Annotated in this window: 16 protein-coding genes; 4 read left to right on the top strand and 12 right to left on the bottom strand. The window is 68.1% G+C overall.

What is annotated here, in order from left to right; all coding sequences use genetic code 11:
• Positions 1–7 precede the first annotated feature (7 nt).
• From TFC3_RS10465 to TFC3_RS10445, 5 genes are read right to left on the bottom strand one after another with little or no spacing between them, the layout of a single operon-like run.
• On the bottom strand, positions 8–1,174 hold the full coding sequence (locus tag TFC3_RS10465; RefSeq protein WP_067498721.1) for an MFS transporter: 1,167 nt from the start codon (positions 1,172–1,174) through the stop codon (positions 8–10).
• Positions 1,164–1,658: a GNAT family N-acetyltransferase gene (locus tag TFC3_RS10460; RefSeq protein WP_067498718.1), complete on the bottom strand. Its 495-nt coding sequence runs from the start codon at positions 1,656–1,658 to the stop codon at positions 1,164–1,166. The genes TFC3_RS10465 and TFC3_RS10460 overlap by 11 nt, the downstream gene beginning before the upstream one ends.
• Positions 1,655–2,821 carry an alanine racemase gene (locus TFC3_RS10455; RefSeq protein ID WP_201787135.1) on the bottom strand — a complete coding sequence of 389 codons (1,167 nt, stop codon included), beginning with the start codon at positions 2,819–2,821 and terminating at the stop codon, positions 1,655–1,657. The genes TFC3_RS10460 and TFC3_RS10455 overlap by 4 nt, the downstream gene beginning before the upstream one ends.
• Positions 2,818–4,116 carry a DUF6271 family protein gene (locus TFC3_RS10450; protein ID WP_067498716.1) on the bottom strand — a complete coding sequence of 433 codons (1,299 nt, stop codon included), beginning with the start codon at positions 4,114–4,116 and terminating at the stop codon, positions 2,818–2,820. The genes TFC3_RS10455 and TFC3_RS10450 overlap by 4 nt, the downstream gene beginning before the upstream one ends.
• Positions 4,098–5,141, bottom strand: coding sequence for a phytanoyl-CoA dioxygenase family protein (locus TFC3_RS10445; protein WP_067498714.1), 1,044 nt, complete (start codon positions 5,139–5,141; stop codon positions 4,098–4,100). Before TFC3_RS10445 ends, TFC3_RS10450 begins: the two co-directional genes overlap by 19 nt.
• Before the next feature lie 253 nt (positions 5,142–5,394).
• Between TFC3_RS10445 and TFC3_RS10440 the strand changes: the two genes are divergently transcribed.
• The gene (locus TFC3_RS10440; protein ID WP_067498712.1) at positions 5,395–6,420 is read left to right on the top strand and encodes an endonuclease/exonuclease/phosphatase family protein; all 1,026 of its coding nucleotides are present in this window, start codon (positions 5,395–5,397) and stop codon (positions 6,418–6,420) included.
• A gap of 24 nt (positions 6,421–6,444) precedes the next feature.
• Here the strand turns inward: TFC3_RS10440 and TFC3_RS40160 are convergent, their stop codons facing one another.
• Positions 6,445–7,728 carry a methyl-accepting chemotaxis protein gene (locus TFC3_RS40160; protein ID WP_067498710.1) on the bottom strand — a complete coding sequence of 428 codons (1,284 nt, stop codon included), beginning with the start codon at positions 7,726–7,728 and terminating at the stop codon, positions 6,445–6,447.
• Between the two features lie 244 nt (positions 7,729–7,972).
• On the opposite strand from TFC3_RS40160, the gene TFC3_RS10430 reads away from it, so the two are divergent.
• The gene (locus tag TFC3_RS10430; protein WP_067498708.1) at positions 7,973–8,173 is read left to right on the top strand and encodes a hypothetical protein; all 201 of its coding nucleotides are present in this window, start codon (positions 7,973–7,975) and stop codon (positions 8,171–8,173) included.
• 63 nt (positions 8,174–8,236) lie between these two features.
• Here the strand turns inward: TFC3_RS10430 and TFC3_RS10425 are convergent, their stop codons facing one another.
• The 5 genes from TFC3_RS10425 to murD form a co-directional block, all read right to left on the bottom strand.
• Complete coding sequence (locus tag TFC3_RS10425) at positions 8,237–9,169, bottom strand: carbohydrate ABC transporter permease (protein WP_067498706.1); 933 nt, start codon at positions 9,167–9,169, stop codon at positions 8,237–8,239.
• Between the two features lie 15 nt (positions 9,170–9,184).
• Entirely contained in the window at positions 9,185–10,096 is a 912-nt protein-coding gene (locus TFC3_RS10420) for a carbohydrate ABC transporter permease (protein WP_067506390.1), read from the bottom strand.
• Positions 10,097–10,147: 51 nt separating this feature from the next.
• A complete protein-coding gene (gene ngcE, locus TFC3_RS10415) occupies positions 10,148–11,581 on the bottom strand; it encodes an N-acetylglucosamine/diacetylchitobiose ABC transporter substrate-binding protein (protein ID WP_067498704.1) in 1,434 nt (477 codons plus the stop codon).
• Between the two features lie 70 nt (positions 11,582–11,651).
• Entirely contained in the window at positions 11,652–12,629 is a 978-nt protein-coding gene (locus tag TFC3_RS10410; RefSeq protein WP_067498702.1) for a MurR/RpiR family transcriptional regulator, read from the bottom strand.
• Between the two features lie 494 nt (positions 12,630–13,123).
• Positions 13,124–14,476 carry a UDP-N-acetylmuramoyl-L-alanine--D-glutamate ligase gene (gene murD, locus TFC3_RS10405; RefSeq protein ID WP_067498700.1) on the bottom strand — a complete coding sequence of 451 codons (1,353 nt, stop codon included), beginning with the start codon at positions 14,474–14,476 and terminating at the stop codon, positions 13,124–13,126.
• Between the two features lie 79 nt (positions 14,477–14,555).
• Here murD and TFC3_RS10400 point away from each other — a divergent pair, with 79 nt between their 5' ends.
• Entirely contained in the window at positions 14,556–15,854 is a 1,299-nt protein-coding gene (locus tag TFC3_RS10400) for a hypothetical protein (RefSeq protein ID WP_067506386.1), read from the top strand.
• 39 nt (positions 15,855–15,893) lie between these two features.
• Complete coding sequence (locus TFC3_RS10395) at positions 15,894–17,147, top strand: GDSL-type esterase/lipase family protein (RefSeq protein ID WP_067498698.1); 1,254 nt, start codon at positions 15,894–15,896, stop codon at positions 17,145–17,147.
• Between the two features lie 16 nt (positions 17,148–17,163).
• Here the strand turns inward: TFC3_RS10395 and TFC3_RS10390 are convergent, their stop codons facing one another.
• Positions 17,164–18,486, bottom strand: coding sequence for an FAD-binding oxidoreductase (locus TFC3_RS10390; RefSeq protein ID WP_236718061.1), 1,323 nt, complete (start codon positions 18,484–18,486; stop codon positions 17,164–17,166).
• Positions 18,487–18,932 lie beyond the last annotated feature (446 nt).

The raw sequence follows: 18,932 nt of genomic DNA, 5'->3' as shown, positions 1-18,932 counted from the left end.
GAACCCATCATGAACCAGGGGTACGACCAAAAACCGCAGGCCGGCTCAGCCGATCGCGCACCTGCACCACGCACACCGCCACCAGCAGCGCCGACACCGCCACCGCGGCCATCCCCCACACCAGGCTGCTGCCGTTGGCGATGAACCCGATCACCGGCGGGCCGGCCAGCAACCCCGTGGTGCCCATTGCCGCCACCAGCGTCAGCGCGTCCGGTCCCTGGTTCGCGGCGGCCACGTACAGGCACGGGGTGATCGCCGCCATGCCCAGGCCCACGCAGGCGAACCCGAGCAGCGCCGGCACCACGCCCCCGGCAACCAGCGCCCCGGCGAGCCCGGCTCCGGCCAGCAGCGCCCCGCCGACGACCACGCGTTCGTCGCCCCAGCGGGCCCGCCAACCGTCGGCGAACAGCCGGGCGAGCACCATCATCCCCGACACCACGGCGATACCCAGGGGCGTCAGACCGGCGGCGGCGTGCGCGATGTCGCTCAGGTACAGCGCCGACCAGTCGTTCATGGCGCCCTCGGTGACCGTACCGAAAACCATCGCCAGGCCCAGCCAGGCAGTGACCCGCGACGGCAGCGACAAGCGTCCCTTCGGCGCCTCGGGCGCGGTCTCGTGCACCAGCAGAGCGGCCCGTGCGGCAACGATCAGCAGCACCAGCAGCACCGCGCCGACGGTGAAGTGCAGGGCCAGGCCGGGGCTCAGCGAGACCACGACGGAAGCCAGCAGCGCCGACAGCAGGGTCCCGCCGCTGAACACCGCGTGCAGTTTGGCCATGGTGGTGCGGCTGTAGCGGGCTTCGAGCGCGGCGCCCTGGGCGTTCATCGACACATTCAGGCAGGCCACCGCGATGCCGTCGCAGAACAGCACGCCGAGCGCAACCGCGAAGCTGGGGGCCAGCGCGAGCGCCGGGAGCACCACGACCAGGGCGACGCAGGAGGCGATGGCGAGGGTGCGTGAGCCGTAGACCCGCATCATCCGCGAAACGAACGGAAAGGAGACCGCCGCGCCGATGCCGGTGGACAGCAAGAGCAGACCGACTTCCGCCTCGCTGAGTGCCAGTCCATCCTTGATTTGCGGTACGCGCGAAGCCCACGTCCCGTACTGGAACCCGAGGAAGCAGAACAGCGCCGCAATCGACACCTGCGATCGGCGGAACGAGTCAGCGGCCATGCAGCTCAACCTCTCGGGACATGTACATCGCATCCGCGCCGTAGCACGGTGGAACTGGGACATCGCGGTGGCGCCGGTAACCCCGGGCGGCCCAGAACGTGTCGCTGCCACCCACCGCGACCAGCGACACGTGCCGGTACGCCAGCGCCCCGGCCGCCGCCAGGAAGTGCTCGTGCAGCAGCGTCGCCAGCCCCTGCCGCCGGTGCTGCGCCCCGATGACCAGGTCGTGCAGGTGCAGCTCACCGCCGGGTCCGGCCGGTTTCGAAGGCCCGCCGAGCTCGGGCGAGGCGAACCGGGCATACGGCAGGGCCAGCACATAACCCACCAGCTCAGCCCCGGCGCAGGCCACGAACGAGGTGCCCGGGGCGGCTCGGGATTCGAGGGCTTCGCGGCCCTCGGACAGCCCGCTGGGGTCGTACGTGTGGAATTCGAGGGTGGTGATCTGCGCCCAGTCGCCGGGTTCGATGCCGCGGATGCGGATCATGCCGGGACCAGGTCGTCGCGGACCGCCCGGTACGGCAGCGGGTCGAAGCCGTTGAAGCCCAGCGTCATGTAGCTCGTGGCGTAGGCCCCGCTGGACAGCAACCAGACCGGGTCACCGGAGGCCGCGGCGGCCGGCACCGGGATCGGCTGCTCGTGGCTGAACGCGTCGTCGCTGTCGCAGGTCGGCCCGGCCACCACCGCTGGCACGTACCCGCCGCCGCGGTGGGCCGGGAACACCATCCGGTACTGAAGCTGGTCCATCTCGTACAGCCCGTTGAACTTGCCGCAGCTCAGGTAGAGCCAGTGCCGGCCGTCGCGGACCGTGAGCCGGGTGACGTGCGCGCGGATGGCGCCGTGGTCGGCGACCAGATAGCGGCCCGGTTCCAGCACGAACTCCAGCGGCCGCCCGGCGACGTCCTGCAACGTGCGCATGCCCGCTCGGATGGCGGCGAACATGTCAGCCAGCCGGGGTCGCGGCGGCCGGCCCTGCCGGTCGAGGTAACCCTGCGCGGGCAGGCCACCGCCGAGGTTGACGTGTTGGATGGCGATCCCCCGGGCCTTGAGCTGGGCGATCACACCGGCGAGGTCGGCCACCGCGCTGTGCCAGGCGTCGGCGGTCATCTGCTGCGAGCCCACATGCACCGACAACCCGGCCGGCACCAGGCCGGCCGCCCGTGCGCTGTCCAGCACGGTCACTGCCTCGCCGGGCGAGCAGCCGTACTTGTGGCTGAGCCCCCACAGAGCCCCGCGCCCGCTGGTGGTGACCCGGCAGAACACCCCGGCCCCCGGCGCGTGCTCGGCGATGGCCGCCACGTCCTGCAGGCTGTCGGTGGCGAACAACTGAATGCCCAGGTCACGGGCCAGCACCAGGTTGCTGTCGGACTTGACGGTGTTGCCGTAATGGACGGCCGAGGCCGCGGCGCCGGCTCGCAGCGCCGCGGTCATCTCGTTGGGGCTGGCCGCGTCGAACCCGCACCCCTGGCTCGCCAGCGCGGTCAGCACCTCCCCGATCGGGCACGCCTTCATCGCGAAACGGATCCGCACGCCCGGCAGCTCGCGGGTCAGCGCGTCGTACTTCTCCTCGATGCCGGTCAGGTCGTACACGATCCGGTCCTCGGGCGCGGCGGCGAGGGCGTGGCGCAACCGGCGGTCCGCGTCGCTCACCAGTCCGCTCCGGTCGCGTGGGCGGCGGTGACCAGCGGTTGCCAGGCCTCGATGAGCAGCGCGAAGTCGTCCATGTCGCGCCGCGCCTCGACAAGCAACTGGTCGCGCCGGGCGGCCAGGGTGGCGGCGAAGGTGGTGTACCGCCCGCCCAGGGCGCGGTAGGAGCGGTCGAGGCTGTCGAGCTTGGCGGCGTTCTCGTCGCGGCTCAGCCACGAGCTCTCCCGGACCAGGCCGGCCACCAGCGGCGTGCGGATGCGATGGTCGCGGTCGGTGAGCCGCTCGCCCAGCGCGGCCATCCCGCGATAGACAAAATGCAAATAGGGCATGGAGAGCAAGAACTTCACAAGCCTCATCTGGTACGACCACAAACCCGCGTCCGATTTGCGTTCGGCGGTGTGAAAATTGACGATGTCGCGATTGTGCAGCACCCCCGGTAATTGCGCGCTGCGGATCAGGTGGAACAGGAAGTAGTCGCTGCCGATGGTGTCGGTGGCCGGGGGCAGCGGCACCTGTTCCTGAATTGCCGAGAACGCGATGTTGCACATGTCCACACGCATCGGATCCACCACTGTCAGGGTGGACCGATCACCGGTGAACACCGCCTCACCCGCCCCGCGAAATGATTCCTCGACCAATTCGCGTTTCTGCTCGGCGGTTGCGTCACCGGGCGCCCACAAGCTGACGATGTCGTGGTAGACCTGCGGGTTCAGCGCCCGGATCGCGGCGATGTCCACCGACAGGTCGCCAACGAACGACGCCCCGGCCAGCACCACCGGCCGATCCGGGTCGACCGCCTCAACCTCGTCCACCTGCCCGGCCACGTCGCTCGCCCGGCGGCCCAGCACGGCGAGTTCGTGGCGGATCGGATAGACCGGCTGCCCGTCGTGGATCTGGTAGCCGCTGTCGGAGTCGCGCCGGTGCACGGACTCGCAGCCCAGCGCCGCCGCGATCAGGAACGCGCGGTTGGTGCAGGCGCCGTAGGACACCGCGGCGGGCAGCATCAGGTCGGCGATCAGGTCCGGCTTGGCGACCCCCGAAACGCTGATGACGGTACGCAGGAAGCGCCGCTGCTGCCCCTCGTCCAGATGCACAACCTCGACGCCGTCACCCACGTCGGCCGAGCGCAGCACCGCCGCGTGCCGCTCCCGGTCCGGCGCCGCCGCCGTGGAGTCCAGCACCAGCAGCACCACCGTCACCCCGAAGTGCTCAGCGGCGTAGCGCGCCTCGGCCGCCACCTGGGTGAGGACCGCGGCGCACTCCCGGTTCGTCGGCAGCGTCAAGCAGACTCGGCGCACGCCGCCTCCCCGCCGTGCCATGACTCGAGCCCGAGCAGCTTGGTCCCCAGCTCGGTGAGCCGGCCGGTTCCGTAGCGGCTGGCCTCGGGCCGGTCCGCGTCGCCGACCAGCGTCACGTTCCACTCCGGCGTACTCATCGAGCGCCACGACTCGACCCGCGACTTGACCAGCTCGTGGTGCGATTCCAGAGCCGGCATCATCGACAGGTACTGCACCGCGCGCACCCCGGACTGCGAGCGGTTGGGCGCCACCCCGTGGGCCAGCAGTCCGTTCCAGATGAGCAGGTCACCGGGTTCGAGCTGGGGGCGTACCGTCGGGAATTCGGTCTTGTCCACGTCGGGCCGGATCGGGTCGCGTCCGGCCGGTGCGGTCGCCCGCCACTGCTCGAAGCGCTTGAACAGCTCGGGCGAGCACTGGAAGCCGCCCTCGTCGTCGCTGGTGGGGGTCAGCGCGATGATGCCCTGCACGCGCTGCGGCAGCACGCTCAGCGTCGTGTCGACGTCCCAGTGCAGGTTGATGTCGAAGCCGCGTTCGGTGTCGGGGATCTGGGTGCGCGAGCGGTTGCCGACGTTCGGCGGATTGAGGTTGAGCCGGTCGAGGGTGACCCACAGCTCCTCGCAGTCCCACACGTCGACGAAGGCGTCGTACACGCGCTGAGCCTGCCGGCTGTCCCAGATGAGCTGGTGCTGGTACGCCTCGACGAAGCCGTAGACGTACAGGTCACGGTCGAGTTCGGAGGCGAATTCGCGTTCCGGGTACCAGGTTTGCGGGCGGTGCGGGTCGAGCCCTTGGAATTCCCAGGCAAAGGCGAGCAGGCGCTCGGCGTGAGCGCGCGGAATCGCCTCTTTGACGATGGTGTAACCGTACGTCTGCCAGTGAGCGAAATCCTCACCGGAAAGCACGCGCAAATCGCGGCTCTTGCGCAGATCGCGGAGCGGGGTTTCGGCGAGATAGGTATCAGCGTCTCTGCTGAAATACGGAATCCCGGAGGCGGCCCGGTGCAAAAATTGCTCGGTCGACGACATGCGCTCACTCCCAAAGCTATGTGCGAAGGAAATAGCGTCGAGCTTTTTCTCCGGGCGAACCTAACACGGCTCCGGCGGACTGGAAAGAAACCTAACACTCGCTGAACCCCAGTCGCGGGCGTCGATCCACTACACGTTGATCTAAGTTGGCTGCTCAGTCCACCTCGTCCACTATGGTGTGACCTCGGCCACAGAATCCGGGGACCCGGCCCGGCGATAGCGGTTCGATAGCTGCCGCTGGTTCGCTTCCGGCATGGATCTGGGGACACCGGTACGGGTACGGCGCTCGCAGCGTTATGTCGTGCTCGGGGCGGCGCTGTGGCTCGCGTTCGTGCTGGCGCACTGGGCGTTGAACGGGCGCTGGTGGCTGTGGCTGGTGCCGTCGGCGTTGCCGCCTCTGGTTTTTGTGGCCGTACCCCTGCTGGCTCTGCTTCTGGCTCGTTCGCGGGTGTCCATCGCGCTGGCGCTGGCCGGCCTGCTGCTCGGGCTGCCCTACAACGGGCTGTCGCTGCATTTCGGGCGCTCGGAACCGGCCGGCGTGCGCGTGTTCTCGTGGAACACCGAGTTCTGGGACCAGCAGGACGATCCGGCGGCCTTCTACCGGTATCTGCGCGCCCAGAACGCCGACGTCTACCTGCTGCAGGAATACCTGGGCTGGGACCTGGACCGCCCGTTCGACGGTCAGCGGCCGATGGACGACCTGGCCCGGCTACGCGCGGAGTTCCCCGGCTACGAAGTGGTGGTGCGCGGCGAACTGGCCACGCTGTCGCGCTATCCCGTGGTCAAACAGCCTCCGGTCGCCCCGGATCCGCTGGCACGCGGGGACAGCACGGCCGATTTCACCACGGTGTTCCGGGACGCCAAGGTGCTGCGCACGGATCTGCGAGTCGGTGCTCGGACGGTGTCGTTCTACAACGCGCACATTGCCGTACAGCTGAAGGTGGTCAATCCGCTCTCCGCCGGCTTCTGGAACGTGCCCAAGGTGGCCGACCCGCAGCGCAAACAGCAACTGACCGGGCTGTGGACCGACATCGCCGGCAACCCCGGCCCGGTCGTGCTCGCCGGTGACTTCAACACCAGCCCGGCGATGGCCGATCTGCGGGGTGTCCCGGACCGCCTGCACGACGCGAACGGCTTGGTCGCGCCGCGCTCCTGGCCCGCTTCGCTGCCGCTGTACCGCCTCGACTGGGCCTTCACGACGCTGGAGGCCAACAGCTACGAGCTGAACTCCCCCGACGGGTTGTCCGATCACCGCTCGCAGCTGTTCACCCTCAGCTAGCGCTGTTCTTTGCTGGCCGCCGCTTCAGCTCATGGCCGCCGCTGCCTCCTCGGCCGAGCGGGCGACCTGGTCGGCGGTGGCGGTGAGCCGGTCGCGCGTGCCGGCAGCCAGCGACACCTGCTCGTCCATCACCGAGGAGGCCAGCCGCTGGGCGTCGGCCACCGCGTTGAGCCGCGAGGTGATGCCCGAGACCGCCTTGGCCACGGTCGCGGCGCCGGAGGTCACCTCGGCCACCGTCGCCTCGATGCGGGCGGTCGCCGTGGCGGTCTGCCCGGCCAGCTCCTTGACCTCGCCGGCCACCACCGCGAAGCCCTTGCCCACCTCGCCGGCCCGGGCCGCCTCGATCGTCGCGTTCAAGGCCAGCAGGTTGGTCTGGTCGGCCACGCTCTGGATGAGCCCGGCGATCGTGGCGATGTCGGCCACCGACGTGGTCAGCCCCTCGATGTAACCGAGCGCCGCGCTGGCCTCGGCCACCGTCGCGTCGATCTGCTCCTCTGCGTGCGAGACCGTACGGGTCACGTCCGCCAGGGCATCGCTGAACCCGGTCAGCGCCTCGTCGGTGTCGGTGCGTAGCTGCGCGCCGGTCTGGCCGGTGGTGCGCAGCACCTCGCTGAGCCGTGACGCCAGTTGCTCGGCGCGGGTGAGGGCGGTCTCGGCCTCTTCGCGGGCGGCGCGCTCGCGGCGCTCCGCGTCCTCGGCTGCGGCCTTCAGCTCGCTGGTGACCTTGTGGGCGGCAGCCTGCTCGGACTTGGCGACGCGCTGCGCCACGGCTTCGAAGTGCCAGTACGCGATCTGCGCGATGGCCATGGCGATGATGAAGACGGCGTGCAGCAGGGCCCGGCCGATGATGTTGCCGTGCTCGTGGTCGGAGAAGACCAGGTCGGGGATCAACGACCCAAGCACCAGATGGTGTACGGCGACCAGAGCGATCGCCACCAGGAACGGAACCCAGTCCTGATAGAGCCCGATCAGCGCCAGCACCACAAAATAGTGGAAGTGCAGGTCGATCCCGCCACCCCCGGCCTGCACCAACGCATCCGCCGCCAGCAAAAGACCAACACTGACAGTAACGGAACGGGTACGGCGCCCCGTGGCCGTGGTAGCCCACACCCCGCAGATCAACGTCCCGGCGAGCACGGTCAGCAGAATGGCCACGTGGTGACCCGGCCCGAGTTCCCCGGTGAAGAAGCCGACGACCAGGATCAGGGGCACATGCAGCCACAACAGCAGCCGCAGCACCCGATGCCGGCTCGCAAAAGCCTCCTCGGTGAGGTTGATGTCCGGGATCAAGCCGCCCAGCAGGGCCATGGTTCCTCCTCCGTGGCGCCGGCTGTCGGGCCGCTCTTTCTATCGGCGCTACCGCCGAGATCCTGAGCCGGGACGCGCGAAGGCCGGGTGAATCGCTTCACCGTTGGCCCAATGTTGGCACATTCTCGAGGCGCGCAGATGGATCAATCGGGATCACAATGGGACCGAGCAGACGAAGGCGGGCCCGGCAGGAGTTGAGCGACTCCTGGTAGCCCGGGCCCTTGATCGCCCCAGGAGGCGACCCGTGAGCATCGTATGCACGAACAGCCCGGCGTCCTACCCCTTGGCCGACCGGGCACTCGAAAACCTGTTCACCGACGAGGTGACCCACGCGGTCGCGGACCTGCTGCAAAGCCACGGGTTCCCGTTGATCGCCGACGGTCCGGATCTGGAGCGGCTGAGAGCCCACCTGAGTGGCTACCTCTTCGGCCGCATCGCTGCCTGACAACAGCAGGGCGGCACCTCTCCGCACGGAGGGGCGCCGCCCGCGGTAACACAGCAGCAGCGACTACTTCGTGGCGCCCGCCGTCAGACCCGACTGGATCTGGCGCTGGAAGAAGGCGTACACGATGATCATCGGCAGGATCGACAGCGTCAGGGCTGCGAACAGGGCCGCCCAGTTGGCCTGGTAGCCCGCCGAGACCGAGATGTTGGCGATGCCCTGGGTCAGCACCCACTTCTGGTCAGCGCCCTGGCCCTGCATGATCGCCACCGGCAGCAGGTACTGGTTCCACTGCCCGACCACGTTGAAGATCGTGATGCTCACCAGGCCGGACTTGGCCATCGGCAGCATGACCTGGAAGAACAGCCGGGTGTGGGAAGCGCCGTCGACGATCGCTGCCTCGGCCACGTGGTTCGGCAGGGTCTTGAAGAACGCGGTCATGAAGAAGACCGTGAACGGCAGGGAGTAGGCGATATAGACCAGGATCAGACCGGTGTACGTGTTGAGCAGCCCGAGGTTCTGCAGGATCAGGAACAGCGGGACGATCGCCATGAACACCGGGAAGGCCAGGCCCGAGACGAACAGGTAGTAGATGGCCCGGTTGCCGATGAACTTGTAGCGGGCCAGCACATAGGCCGCCATCGAGCCGAAGATCATGGTGCCGGCCGTGCTCAGCGCCACCACGAACACGCTGTTCATGAAGTAGCGGCCGATGTGGGCCTCGGTCCACGCCGTCTTGTATGTCTCGAAGCTCAGCTTGCTCGGCAGGCTGAACGGCGCGTGCGTGAAGATCTCGGTGTTGCTCTTGAAGCTGGCCAGGATCACCCAGATCAGCGGGGCGATCACCAGCAGCCCCCAGATGGCCAGGGCCACGTGGGCGAAGCCACTGAAGAGCTTGATCTCCTTCTTCTCCCCCGTGGCACTGGCGGCGTGGCGCCTGCCGGGGTAGCCCACAGTGCCGGGCGGGGGGACGGAGACGTCGGTGCGCAGGTTTGTCATGTCAGGGCTCCGTCTCTACAGCTCGACGGTTTCGCGCCGGGTGACCCGCAGGGTCAGCGCGGCGAACGTGAGGGTCAGGAAGAACAGCACGACGCCCATCGCCGACGCGTACCCGAACTGTGCGTAGTCCTGCATGTTGCGGAAGATCTCCAGGCCCAGCACCGTGGTGGCACCGTCCGGGCCACCGCGGTCCACGGACATGACGTTCACCAGGGCGAACGCGTCGAATGCGGCGATGCCGAGGTAGACCCAGGCGACCTGCAGGGTGTTCCAGAGCAGCGGCAGCGTCACCTTGAAGAACAAGGTGCCGCGGGTGGCGCCGTCAAGCGCCGCCGCCTCGTAGATCTCGGTGGGGATGGAGCCCATGCCGGCCGAGAACAGCACGACATAGAAGCCGACCGCCTGCCAGATGAGCACCGCCATGATCGACCACAGGGCCAGGTTCTTGTCCGCGAGGAACAGCACCGGGCCGGAGCCGAACTGGTGCAGCAAGCCGTTGATCAGACCGCTCTCGTCCGGCGAGTAGACGCGGGCGAAGATGACCGCGACCAGGGCCAGGGCGAGTAGCTGGGGGAAGAAGAACACCACACGGTAGAACTTCGACCCCCAGACACCCGTGGTCCGTCCACCCCTGGAGCCGCCGCCCACGTTCAGCAGGAACGCGAAGAACAGCGCCAGACCGATCGTCACCAACGGCATGAAGACCAGCAGGAGGGCGTGGTGCTGAATGGCCTTCCAGAACGTGTTGTCGTGGAAAAGCTTCGTGAAGTTGTCGAAACCGATGTACTGCACGTCCGGCGAGAAACCGCGCCAGTTCGTGAACGACAGCTGGAAGGCCTGAAGGTAGGCCGCAACCACGAACGTGCCGTAGATAGCCACCGGCACGATCAGGAAGCCGATGATGAACGGGTACCTGCCGTGCTTCATGGTGCTCATGCTCCGTTCGTGATTGCGGGATACGTCAAGGAGAAAACAGGATCAGCGGGTGAACTTCTCGATCGAGGAGTCCTTCTTGATCGCGTCGGCCGCCTTCTGCATGCGCTCGCAGAACTTGTCGGCGGTCCCGCCCTGGTAGAACAGCTCGTTGGTGGCGGCGCGCAGCTCGTCGTCCAGCTTCTTGTACCAGGTGTCGAAGCGGAAGCTGAACGTGTTGGCACCGGCGGCGCCGAGGGCCTTGTTGCCGGAGGTCAGACCGGGGCTGATCTCCATGCCGTCGGTGGCACCGGCGACGACGGTCAGCGTCTTGGTGAGCTGGGTGAAGCCCACGGCGCCGGCCTTGGAGAGCATGTGGCGCAGGAACTCCATGCCACCGCGCGGGTTCTTGCCCTTGGCGGCGACGAAGTACTGCTCACCGGCCGCTGCGTACAGCGACTCGACGGGCAGCTTGTCCGCGGTGGTGACGCTCGGGATCGGCATGAGCTGGTAGTCGAAGCCGGCCGGGGTGTCCTTGGCCTGCTCGTTCTCCAGCCAGGAGCCCGAGGGGTACAGGCCGACCTTGTACTGGTCGTGCTGCAGCTGAACCTCGGTGTGCTTGAGACCCAGGAACGCCTTGTTGGAGTACTTGGCACCGACCTCGGCCCACGCGGCGGCGGCCTGCTTGACGGCGTCGTTGGTCCAGGCACCGTCCTCGAGGTTGTCGATGTTCTTGAGGATGTCGGCGCCACCGATCTTCGCGGCGCTGGCCAGGATCACGGTGTACTGGTAATACGGCGCGTTCGCACCGGCGTACCCGTAAGGCGTGATGCCCTTGGCCTTCATCGCGTCGAGCAGCTTGGTGAAGTCGGCCCAGGTGGTCGGGACGGTCCAGTTGTTCTCCTTGAACAGCTTGCCGGAGTACCAGAGACCGAAGACCGTGAAGGCGTAGTTGAGCACGTAGGGCTTGCCGTTGAAGGTGCCCTGCTCGACCGTACCGGGGATCAGGGTGTCCTTGACGGTCTTGCCCGAGATGTCGACCGACGGCGCGGCGAACAGGTCGGTGAGGTCCTGGACCTGTCCGGCCTGCACCAGCGCACCCTGGTCCATCAGCTTCGAGCCGGAGTTGTTGATCATGTCCGGCGGCGAGCCCTGGGCGAAGCGGGGCTGGACGACCGTGGAGATTTCCTCGGTCTGGTTGAAGGTGACCTTCGAGTTCGGGAAGAGCTTGTTGTACGACGGGATGTCGACGTCCGTCGCGTACTTGGTGCCCAGACCACCGTTGAAGATCACGATCTCCAGCGGCGCGTCCTCCTTGATGCCCAGCGGGTTGTTCGCCGAGACGGTGCCGGCCGGCTTGTCGGCCTTGTCGTCGTCATCGCTGCCGCCACCGACGCAAGCACTGAGCATGCTCACGGCCGGGGTGGCCAGCAGACCCACGGCGGCCGCGCGGCGCAGCAGCGTCCGGCGGTCGACCTCGGGCTTGAAGATGTCGGTCATTCGATTTCTCCTCAGTTTTCGTGCTGTGCCGGGGCGGAGAGATTTATGGGGTACGTCCGGTAGTGCGTCATCACAGTGGAGCGGCTCCGTCCTTTGCGGCTTTGTGACCGTGGACGGCTTGGGCGGTGCGCTGGAACGCGGCGTTCGAACGTTCGTGGGTCCGTTGCGCGACAGCGACGTAGAGCAAGTCGAGGACGACCAGCTGCGGGTGCCGCGCGGAAAGCGCGTCCGGCCGGAACGTCGTGGCCTGGGTGGCAGTGACCAGCACGATGTCGGCGAGCTCGGCCAGCGGCGACTGCGGGAAGCTGGTCAGCGCGATCGTGGTGGCACCCCGGCTGCTGGCCTCGGCGAGAAGCTCTATGGTCTCGCCAGTCTCCCCGCTGTGCGAGATGCCGAGCGCGACATCGCCCTGGCGCGACAGGGCGGCGCTGGCCAGCCCGTTGTGCACGTCGGTCCAGGCCCATGCCGGCACGCCGATGCGGTGCAGGCTGAACTGCATCTCCTCGCCGACCAGGGCACTGCCGCTGGCGCCGAAGATGTTCACCCGCTGAGCGGCGGCGATCGCTGCGGCGGCCCGGTCGACCTCGGTCAGGTCGAGCAGCGAGGCGGTGTCGTGCATGGCCCGGGTGTCGGCGGCCATGATCTGCCCGAGCACGCGCTCCAGCGGGTCGCTGGGCTGGATCTCGCGGCCGATGTCGACGGTCCAGCCTGCCGAGCGGGCCCGGCCGGTCTCGGCGGCGATGCCCAGACGCAGGTCGGCGTATCCGTCGAAGCCCAGCGCCCGGCAGAACCGGGTGATGGTGGCGGGCGAGGTGCCGCTGCGCTCGGCCAGCTCCACGATCGTGGCCCGCGAGGCCGCGGCCGGGTCTTCGAGGACCTGTTCGGCGACGCGCTGCAGGGCGCCGGTGAATTCCGGCAACAACGTGCGCACCCGTACGAGCACACCGTCCGACGCGTTGGTCAGCAGCGGACCATGCGCTTGGTCGCGCGCAGGCGAATCGACGACCGCTGTGCGAGCAGCGATGCCGTCCGCTTGTGGCTCGACCATGGACCCGCTCTCCTCAGGTAGGACTGTTAACTGTTGCGGTAAAAGTTCTTACTGCGGGCCCCCTTCTGTCAAGACTGTGGGTGAAGTTTTCAAACCGTTACCTATGCCACGCTCGTAAACGCAGGTTACACAGCGATGTTTTTACACACTTCGATACGGATCATGCGAAAGGGCTGCTAGAGCTGGTTATGTCCGATTGTGAGCCCGTTCACAGGGGGGTCCAGCATCGGCCGTTCGGCTAGCTGAGCACGCCAAACGGGGGAATCTGCCCGGACCGCGTCATCAACCGGCAACCGAGGACTCAGAGCCGTAACAAGATCTCAGTTCGGCAAAAATTTCGCCCAGAACCGGTTAAGCCCTGGGCCCGGCGGCGGCGAGAAGGCCGATGGCAGTGCGGAACTCAGCGCCGCATGCGCGGGAACGAAGGCGGTTTGCGCGGGCGTCGAGGGCGGTTTGCGCGGGCGTCGAGGGCGGTTTTGCGGGGACGAACGTGGTCAGGCGGTGGCTCGGATCGCCTCGGCGAAGACCTCGGAGCGGTGTTCGAAGTTGCGGAACTGGCCGTAGCTGGGGGCTGCCGGGGACAGCAGGACCACCCCCCCGGGCGGGGTCAGCTTGCGGGCCAGGCTGACCGCTGAGACCAGGTCCTCGGCGAGCTCTGTACGTACCTCGGGAAGGTTGTGCAATTCCGCAAGGATGCGCTCGCCGCTGTCCGGAAGACCAATCACGGTGATCGCGCGGTTCTTGAGATGGTCGCGCAGGGGGGCATAGTCGAGGCCGCGGTCGGTGCCTCCCACCAGGACGGTCAGGGGCCGGCCCTCGTAGGCGTCGATCGCATGCATCGCCGAGAAGGGGCTGGTTGACAGCGTGTCGTCGACGAAGGTCAGCCCCGACGGGTCCTCGATCTCGGCGAGGCGGTGCGGCAGGCCCTCGAACGAGGCCACGGCGTCGCGCAGCTCCTCCTTGAGCCCGAGCACGTCGATCCCCATGCCGTCGAGCACGGCCAGCGCCACGCACAGGTTGCGCCCGTTGTGCTTGCCACGCAGCGTGAGGGCGTCACGGGGGAACAGCGGGTCGTCGCTGCAGTACACCAGCCCGTCGTCCTCGATGCGGAAGCGCGAGTCGCCCGCGCCGGCCGGGATGGCGGGCCAGCCGTTGACGTCGCGGGCCTGCAGCGTCTCGGTGACCAGCCGCTCGTCGGCGCCGTTCACCACGATCAGTTCCGGTCCGTGAGCCAGCAGGTTGAGCTTGTCGCGGTAGTACTCACGTTCGCCGCCGTGCGCGTCGAGGTGCTCGGGGAACAGCGAGGTGACCACCGCGACGCGGGGAGAATCGGTCAGATCCGAGCACTGGTAGCTGGACAGCTCAAGGACGTACTGCTCGGCCGGGGGCAGATCCAGCAGCGGTACGCCGATGTTGCCGCCGAACACGTTGGGCCGGCCGGCCGCGGCGAGCAGGTGGCTGATCAGCGCCGCGGTGGTGCTTTTGCCCTTGCTCCCGGTGACGCCCACGGTTTGCCGGGCGTGATCGGCCATCCAGAGCGCGCTACCGCCGGTCACCGTCACCCCGCGCGAGCGCAGCTCAGCCATCCACGGGTGGGTCTGCGGCACCCCGGGCGAGCGAACCACGACGTCCGCCGTGACCAGAGCCGGGAACGCGTGGTCGCCACCGGCGAGCGGAGCCAGCGCGGCGAGCTCACCCTCCCACGGCACCGACAAGTAGTTGACGCTGTCATCGACCACCATCAAGCGCGCAGGCTGCTGAGCCGCAATCGCGTTCACGGCGGCACGGCCCTCACGGCCGGTACCCCAGACGGCTACGGAACGTCCGCGCAGGTCTGCCAGGCGCACAGGAATACTCCTCTGGTCGAGTGGCATTAGTATTGCCCGTCAGCTCAGGGACGGGAGTTTGCGGGTGCAGTTCGACGTGATGCGGTTTCCTTCGTACGCCTATGACCCTGTCACCGGGGTTGCGACGTTCGACTACCTGCTGGACGGCACAGCCCCGGAGAGCTTCACGGAGACCATCACGTTCCCGGTGGCCGACGGCCCGGTGCCGGACGCCTTCTACCGCGTGCTCGATCTGCTGCACGTCGTGGCCGGCGTGAGCTATTACAAGGTCGGTGCGCCACCGCGGATCGAGGCGCCGAAACCCGTTCCCGCCGAGGCCAAGGCGTTCTTCGACGCGGTCTACAGCAAAGGCCTTGGCGAGTACGCGTACGTCAACAAGCTGCCGTACGTGCTGGACCTGCAGGTCACCGTGCCGGACGGCGCCCAGGTCGCAGCCCCCGTCGACAACGCCGACGGGCGGCCCTTGTCAGCGGTCGGCGGCGGGAAGGACTCCATCGTCACGCTGGAGATCCTGCGGGCGGCCGGGCTCGACCCGGTGCCGTTCTCGGTCAACCCGAACCCGGTGATCCGCAACGTCAACGAGGCGTCCGGGATCCCCGCGCTTGCCGCGCGCCGGCAGCTCGACCCGCACCTGTTCGAGCTGAACAAGGCGGGGGCGCGCAACGGCCACATCCCGGTGACCGCCATCAACTCGCTCATCGCGATCGCCACCGCGGTGCTGCACGGCCTCGGCCCGGTGGTGATGTCCAACGAGCGCTCGGCGTCGGACCCCAACCTGGTCTGGAACGGCCACGAGATCAACCACCAGTGGTCCAAGGGCGTCGAGGCCGAGGGCCTGCTGCGCGCCGCGGTGACCGCGCACACCGGGCTGACCGAGCCGTACTTCTCGCTGCTGCGCTCGCTGTCCGAGCTGCACATCGCCCAGTTGTACGCGCGCTTCCCCGCGTACGACGATGTGGTCAACTCCTGCAACAAGGCGTTCAAGCTGCACGACCCGACGGCCCGCTGGTGCGGCGACTGCCCCAAGTGCCGGTTCGTCGCGTTGGCGATGGCCCCGTCGATGCCCCGCGAGCGGCTCACCCGCATCTTCGGCCGTGACCTGTTCGCCGACCCGGCGCAGATCCCCGGCTACCTGGAGTTGCTGGGCATCGACGCGCACAAGCCGTTCGAGTGTGTGGGCGAGGTCGAGGAGTCGCTGGTCGCGCTGACCATGCTGGCCGGCGATCCGCAGTGGGCCGGCGCACCGGTCGTGCAGGCGTTGCGCGCCGCGGTGCCGGCAACGGCGTGGGACACGGCGAACCGGGACGCGGTGCTCACGCCGAGCGGCGAGACGTTCGTTTCCCCGGCGTACGCAAAAGCTTTGGCCATGATCCTCTAGATTGTTGCCTGGACGTTTCCGAGCATCGATGCTGATCGCATGATTGCTTTCGGTAAGACGCTCGCGGCCGTGGCGGTGGCCGCCGCCGTGGCGACCCCAGCCGCCGCGGCACCGGCCGCCCAGCAGGCCGGCGGCAGCTGGTACACCTCGTGGTCGTCGTCGCAGCAGGGCCTGTCCGGAACCACCCTCACCAACCAGTCCGTCCGCATGATCACGCACCTGAGCCAGGGCGGCCGGGCGCTGCGGATCCGGGTGCAGAACCAGTTCGGCACCGAGGCGCTGCAGGTGAACGCGGGCACTGTCGCACTGAGCACCGGCCAGGACGCGTCGATCGTCGAGGGCACGACCCAAGCGTTGACCTTCGGGGGCAAGGCGTCGATCTCGGTCGCCCCCGGCACCGACGCGTGGAGCGACTCGGTGAAGCTGGAAACCCAGCCGCAGCAGGACGTGGCGGTCAGCCTGTACGTTCCCGGCAGCACCCGCCCCGGCCAGCACGGCGCGGCGTTCCGGACCAACTACGCCACCCCGGCGGGCAGCGGTAACCACGTGGCCGACCAGGCCGGGGCCGCCTACACGCAGACCACCACATCGACGTGGCTGGTCAGCGCGGTCGACGTCCGCAACACCAAGCTGGCCGGCACGATCGTGACCTATGGCAGCTCGGTGGTGGACGGCGAGGGCAGCACGAACTGCGGGGCGGGCTGTGTTCGTACCGGAAACAATGAACGCTGGTCCGATGTCCTGGCCCGGCGGATCGTCGCCGAAGCGCCCGCCAAGGAGCAGGTGGCCGTGGCGAACGCGGGCATCAACGGGACCATGAGCGCCACCGGCTGTCCCGGCGCCTCGCCCGGCGTGGCCGGGCTGGAAGCGGCGACCCGGCTCGAACGCGACGTGCTGGCGCTGCACGGCGTCACCGGCGTCATTTACTACTACGGCACCAATGACTTGGCGGCCGGCTGCACCTCAGCGCAGATTCTCGATAGCTGGCGAACCGTCTTCGGACGCCTGCACGCGGCCGGCATCAAGGTGTACCTCATTCCGACCACCCCGCGCCCGAGCTACACCGAGCAAATGAACCGCTACCGCTGGGACCTCGGCAATTACGCCTGGAACCGCAACAACTGCGGTGGCGACTGCGACGGCGTGATCAATTTCGATCAGGTCATCAAGGACCCGATCAACCCCAACGCCATCAACAAGGCGTATGACGTGGGCGACGGCATTCACGTGAACATCGCCGCGCAGGTGGCCGAAGGTCAGTCGATCGACGTGGGAATGCTCTCCACGCGGTAGGCAAATCGGTCATCAGTTAACGCGGACCTTCGATTTCCCTCAGGACATGGGGCGCGGCTGTGATCTCGGCCGCGCTCCTTCCTCTTAACGCGGCCGCTTCTTCCGGCGCGCTGATCCCTCTGCGCGTGCCCGTTCCCGATTCCCCCGGCGTTCTCGTTTCGCCGAGCGTCCTCGTTCCTCCGGGCGTTTCCGTTTTCTCGAGCGTTCCGGTTTCCTCGGGCGGGTCGTGGTGGATGCGGACGGGGTCGACGCCCAGGTTCAGCAGGGCTGTGGTGGTGGCGGCCAGCATCAGCGGTGGCCCGGCGATGAAGACCTCGTGGCCGGACCAGTCGCCGTACGCGGCCACGGCGTCGGTGACCGGACCGCTCAGGTAGGGGCCCGGTTCGCCCTCGGCCACGACCGGGATCACCGCTGCCCGGGGTGCCGAGGCGGCGATGGTGGCGAGGTCATCGAGGTCGTACAGTTCGGCAAGGGTTCGTACGCCCCAGAAAAGAACGGCGTTTCTCGAGTCGTTGGTGGCCGCCAATTCGGTGAGCAAAGCCTTCATGGGGGCAACGCCGGTATCCCCAGCAATGAGCAGCAGATCCCGGCGACTGGCGTGCAACGTCATCGCACCCTCGGCCCGGGCAAGCTTCACGGTATCGCCGATTTTGGTCCGGTGCACCAGCGCCCCGCTGACCCCACCCCACGTCTTGGCGCGCACGTGCAATTCCACGATATTGTCCCTCCCCGGCGTTCCCGCCAGCGAATAAGGACGCCAGATCTCGGGATGCTCACTGACCTGAACACGAGCAAACTGCCCAGGAAAATAAGGCATCGGAAGGTACGGTCGCAGCCGCACCACCGCCACATCCGCCCGCCGCAATTCGTGTCCCACCACCACTGCGGTCCACGCGAAAGGCTCATAACGCCCCGCGATCATCCCGTGCGCAATCCATTCATAAGCATGCTGCCAGGTGGACCGCCAAGCCTGATCGAAATCCTGCCGCCACCCGTTAGCCGCCATCCCGGCCCGCATGGCCTCCGCCAATGCGGCCCCGGCCAGCTGCAACTGCTGCGGCATCACGCCACTCTCGGCCAGCGCAGCACCCAGCCGCCCAAACCCCGCCACCAGCACCGGTGGCTGATCAACATGATGAGCCAGCCAGGTAAGCCCCTCGGCAAGCTGCTCCACTTGCGCCCCCGGCCCACCCGGCAACGTAGCGAAAAGCGCCGGCTGAGCCTGAGCAAGAGCAGCCCGCAGCCGCCCCGCCACCTCCAACGGCCCACCCGCCATCGACAAACTGTTGCCCAACAACCGCCGAATCTCATTCAGCGCGGCGTCATCAGCCGGATCCATCCCGTCCATCGGCGGCGCAGGACGCCCCGGAGCAGGCGGCTTGGCCCCCCAAACATTGGCGACGGAAGGCATCGGAGACGTACGAGAAATGAGATCGTCCTGCCACGCCGGCCCCACCTGCCGCGGACCACCAAGAGGCGGAACTGGCCCAACAGGCGCAGCCGAAGCAGCAGGCAAACCGGCCGGCCACGGCCCAGCGCCGGGCGGGTAGGCGGTAGTGGGGCGTCGCGCAGGCTGGGCGCCGGGCGGGATTGCGGGAACGGTGCCGAACGCTGGGCCGCCGGGGATCGGAGTTCCGGGGCTGGTGGCTCCAATGTCAGGGCCGCCGAGGGTAGGGGTGCTGCCTGGGTAGGCACCGCCGGGCACGGGCCTGCCGGGCATTGCGCCGCCCGGCACGACGCCACCGGCACCGGCGCTGCCTGGCAACACGCCCCCAGGCCCCACCC

It is taken from the genome of Actinoplanes sp. TFC3, assembly GCF_001553785.1.
In the GTDB taxonomy this organism is placed as follows: domain Bacteria; phylum Actinomycetota; class Actinomycetes; order Mycobacteriales; family Micromonosporaceae; genus Actinoplanes.
The sequence above is the reverse complement of the archived record's forward strand: the minus strand, read 5'-3'. Positions and strand labels throughout refer to the sequence as shown.

What these genes read in the sequence shown, in the direction of transcription:
- TFC3_RS10440 (WP_067498712.1), top strand. Translation starts at nt 5,395, where the DNA reads ATGGATCTGGGGACACCGGTACGGGTACGGCGCTCGCAGCGTTATGTC.
- TFC3_RS10445 (WP_067498714.1), bottom strand. Translation starts at nt 5,141, where the DNA reads ATGTCGTCGACCGAGCAATTTTTGCACCGGGCCGCCTCCGGGATTCCG.
- TFC3_RS10410 (WP_067498702.1), bottom strand. Translation starts at nt 12,629, where the DNA reads ATGGTCGAGCCACAAGCGGACGGCATCGCTGCTCGCACAGCGGTCGTC.
- ngcE (WP_067498704.1), bottom strand. Translation starts at nt 11,581, where the DNA reads ATGACCGACATCTTCAAGCCCGAGGTCGACCGCCGGACGCTGCTGCGC.
- TFC3_RS40160 (WP_067498710.1), bottom strand. Translation starts at nt 7,728, where the DNA reads ATGGCCCTGCTGGGCGGCTTGATCCCGGACATCAACCTCACCGAGGAG.
- TFC3_RS10400 (WP_067506386.1), top strand. Translation starts at nt 14,556, where the DNA reads ATGCGGTTTCCTTCGTACGCCTATGACCCTGTCACCGGGGTTGCGACG.
- TFC3_RS10465 (WP_067498721.1), bottom strand. Translation starts at nt 1,174, where the DNA reads ATGGCCGCTGACTCGTTCCGCCGATCGCAGGTGTCGATTGCGGCGCTG.
- TFC3_RS10420 (WP_067506390.1), bottom strand. Translation starts at nt 10,096, where the DNA reads ATGAAGCACGGCAGGTACCCGTTCATCATCGGCTTCCTGATCGTGCCG.
- TFC3_RS10390 (WP_236718061.1), bottom strand. Translation starts at nt 18,486, where the DNA reads ATGGATCCGGCTGATGACGCCGCGCTGAATGAGATTCGGCGGTTGTTG.
- TFC3_RS10425 (WP_067498706.1), bottom strand. Translation starts at nt 9,169, where the DNA reads ATGACAAACCTGCGCACCGACGTCTCCGTCCCCCCGCCCGGCACTGTG.
- TFC3_RS10395 (WP_067498698.1), top strand. Translation starts at nt 15,894, where the DNA reads ATGATTGCTTTCGGTAAGACGCTCGCGGCCGTGGCGGTGGCCGCCGCC.
- TFC3_RS10460 (WP_067498718.1), bottom strand. Translation starts at nt 1,658, where the DNA reads ATGATCCGCATCCGCGGCATCGAACCCGGCGACTGGGCGCAGATCACC.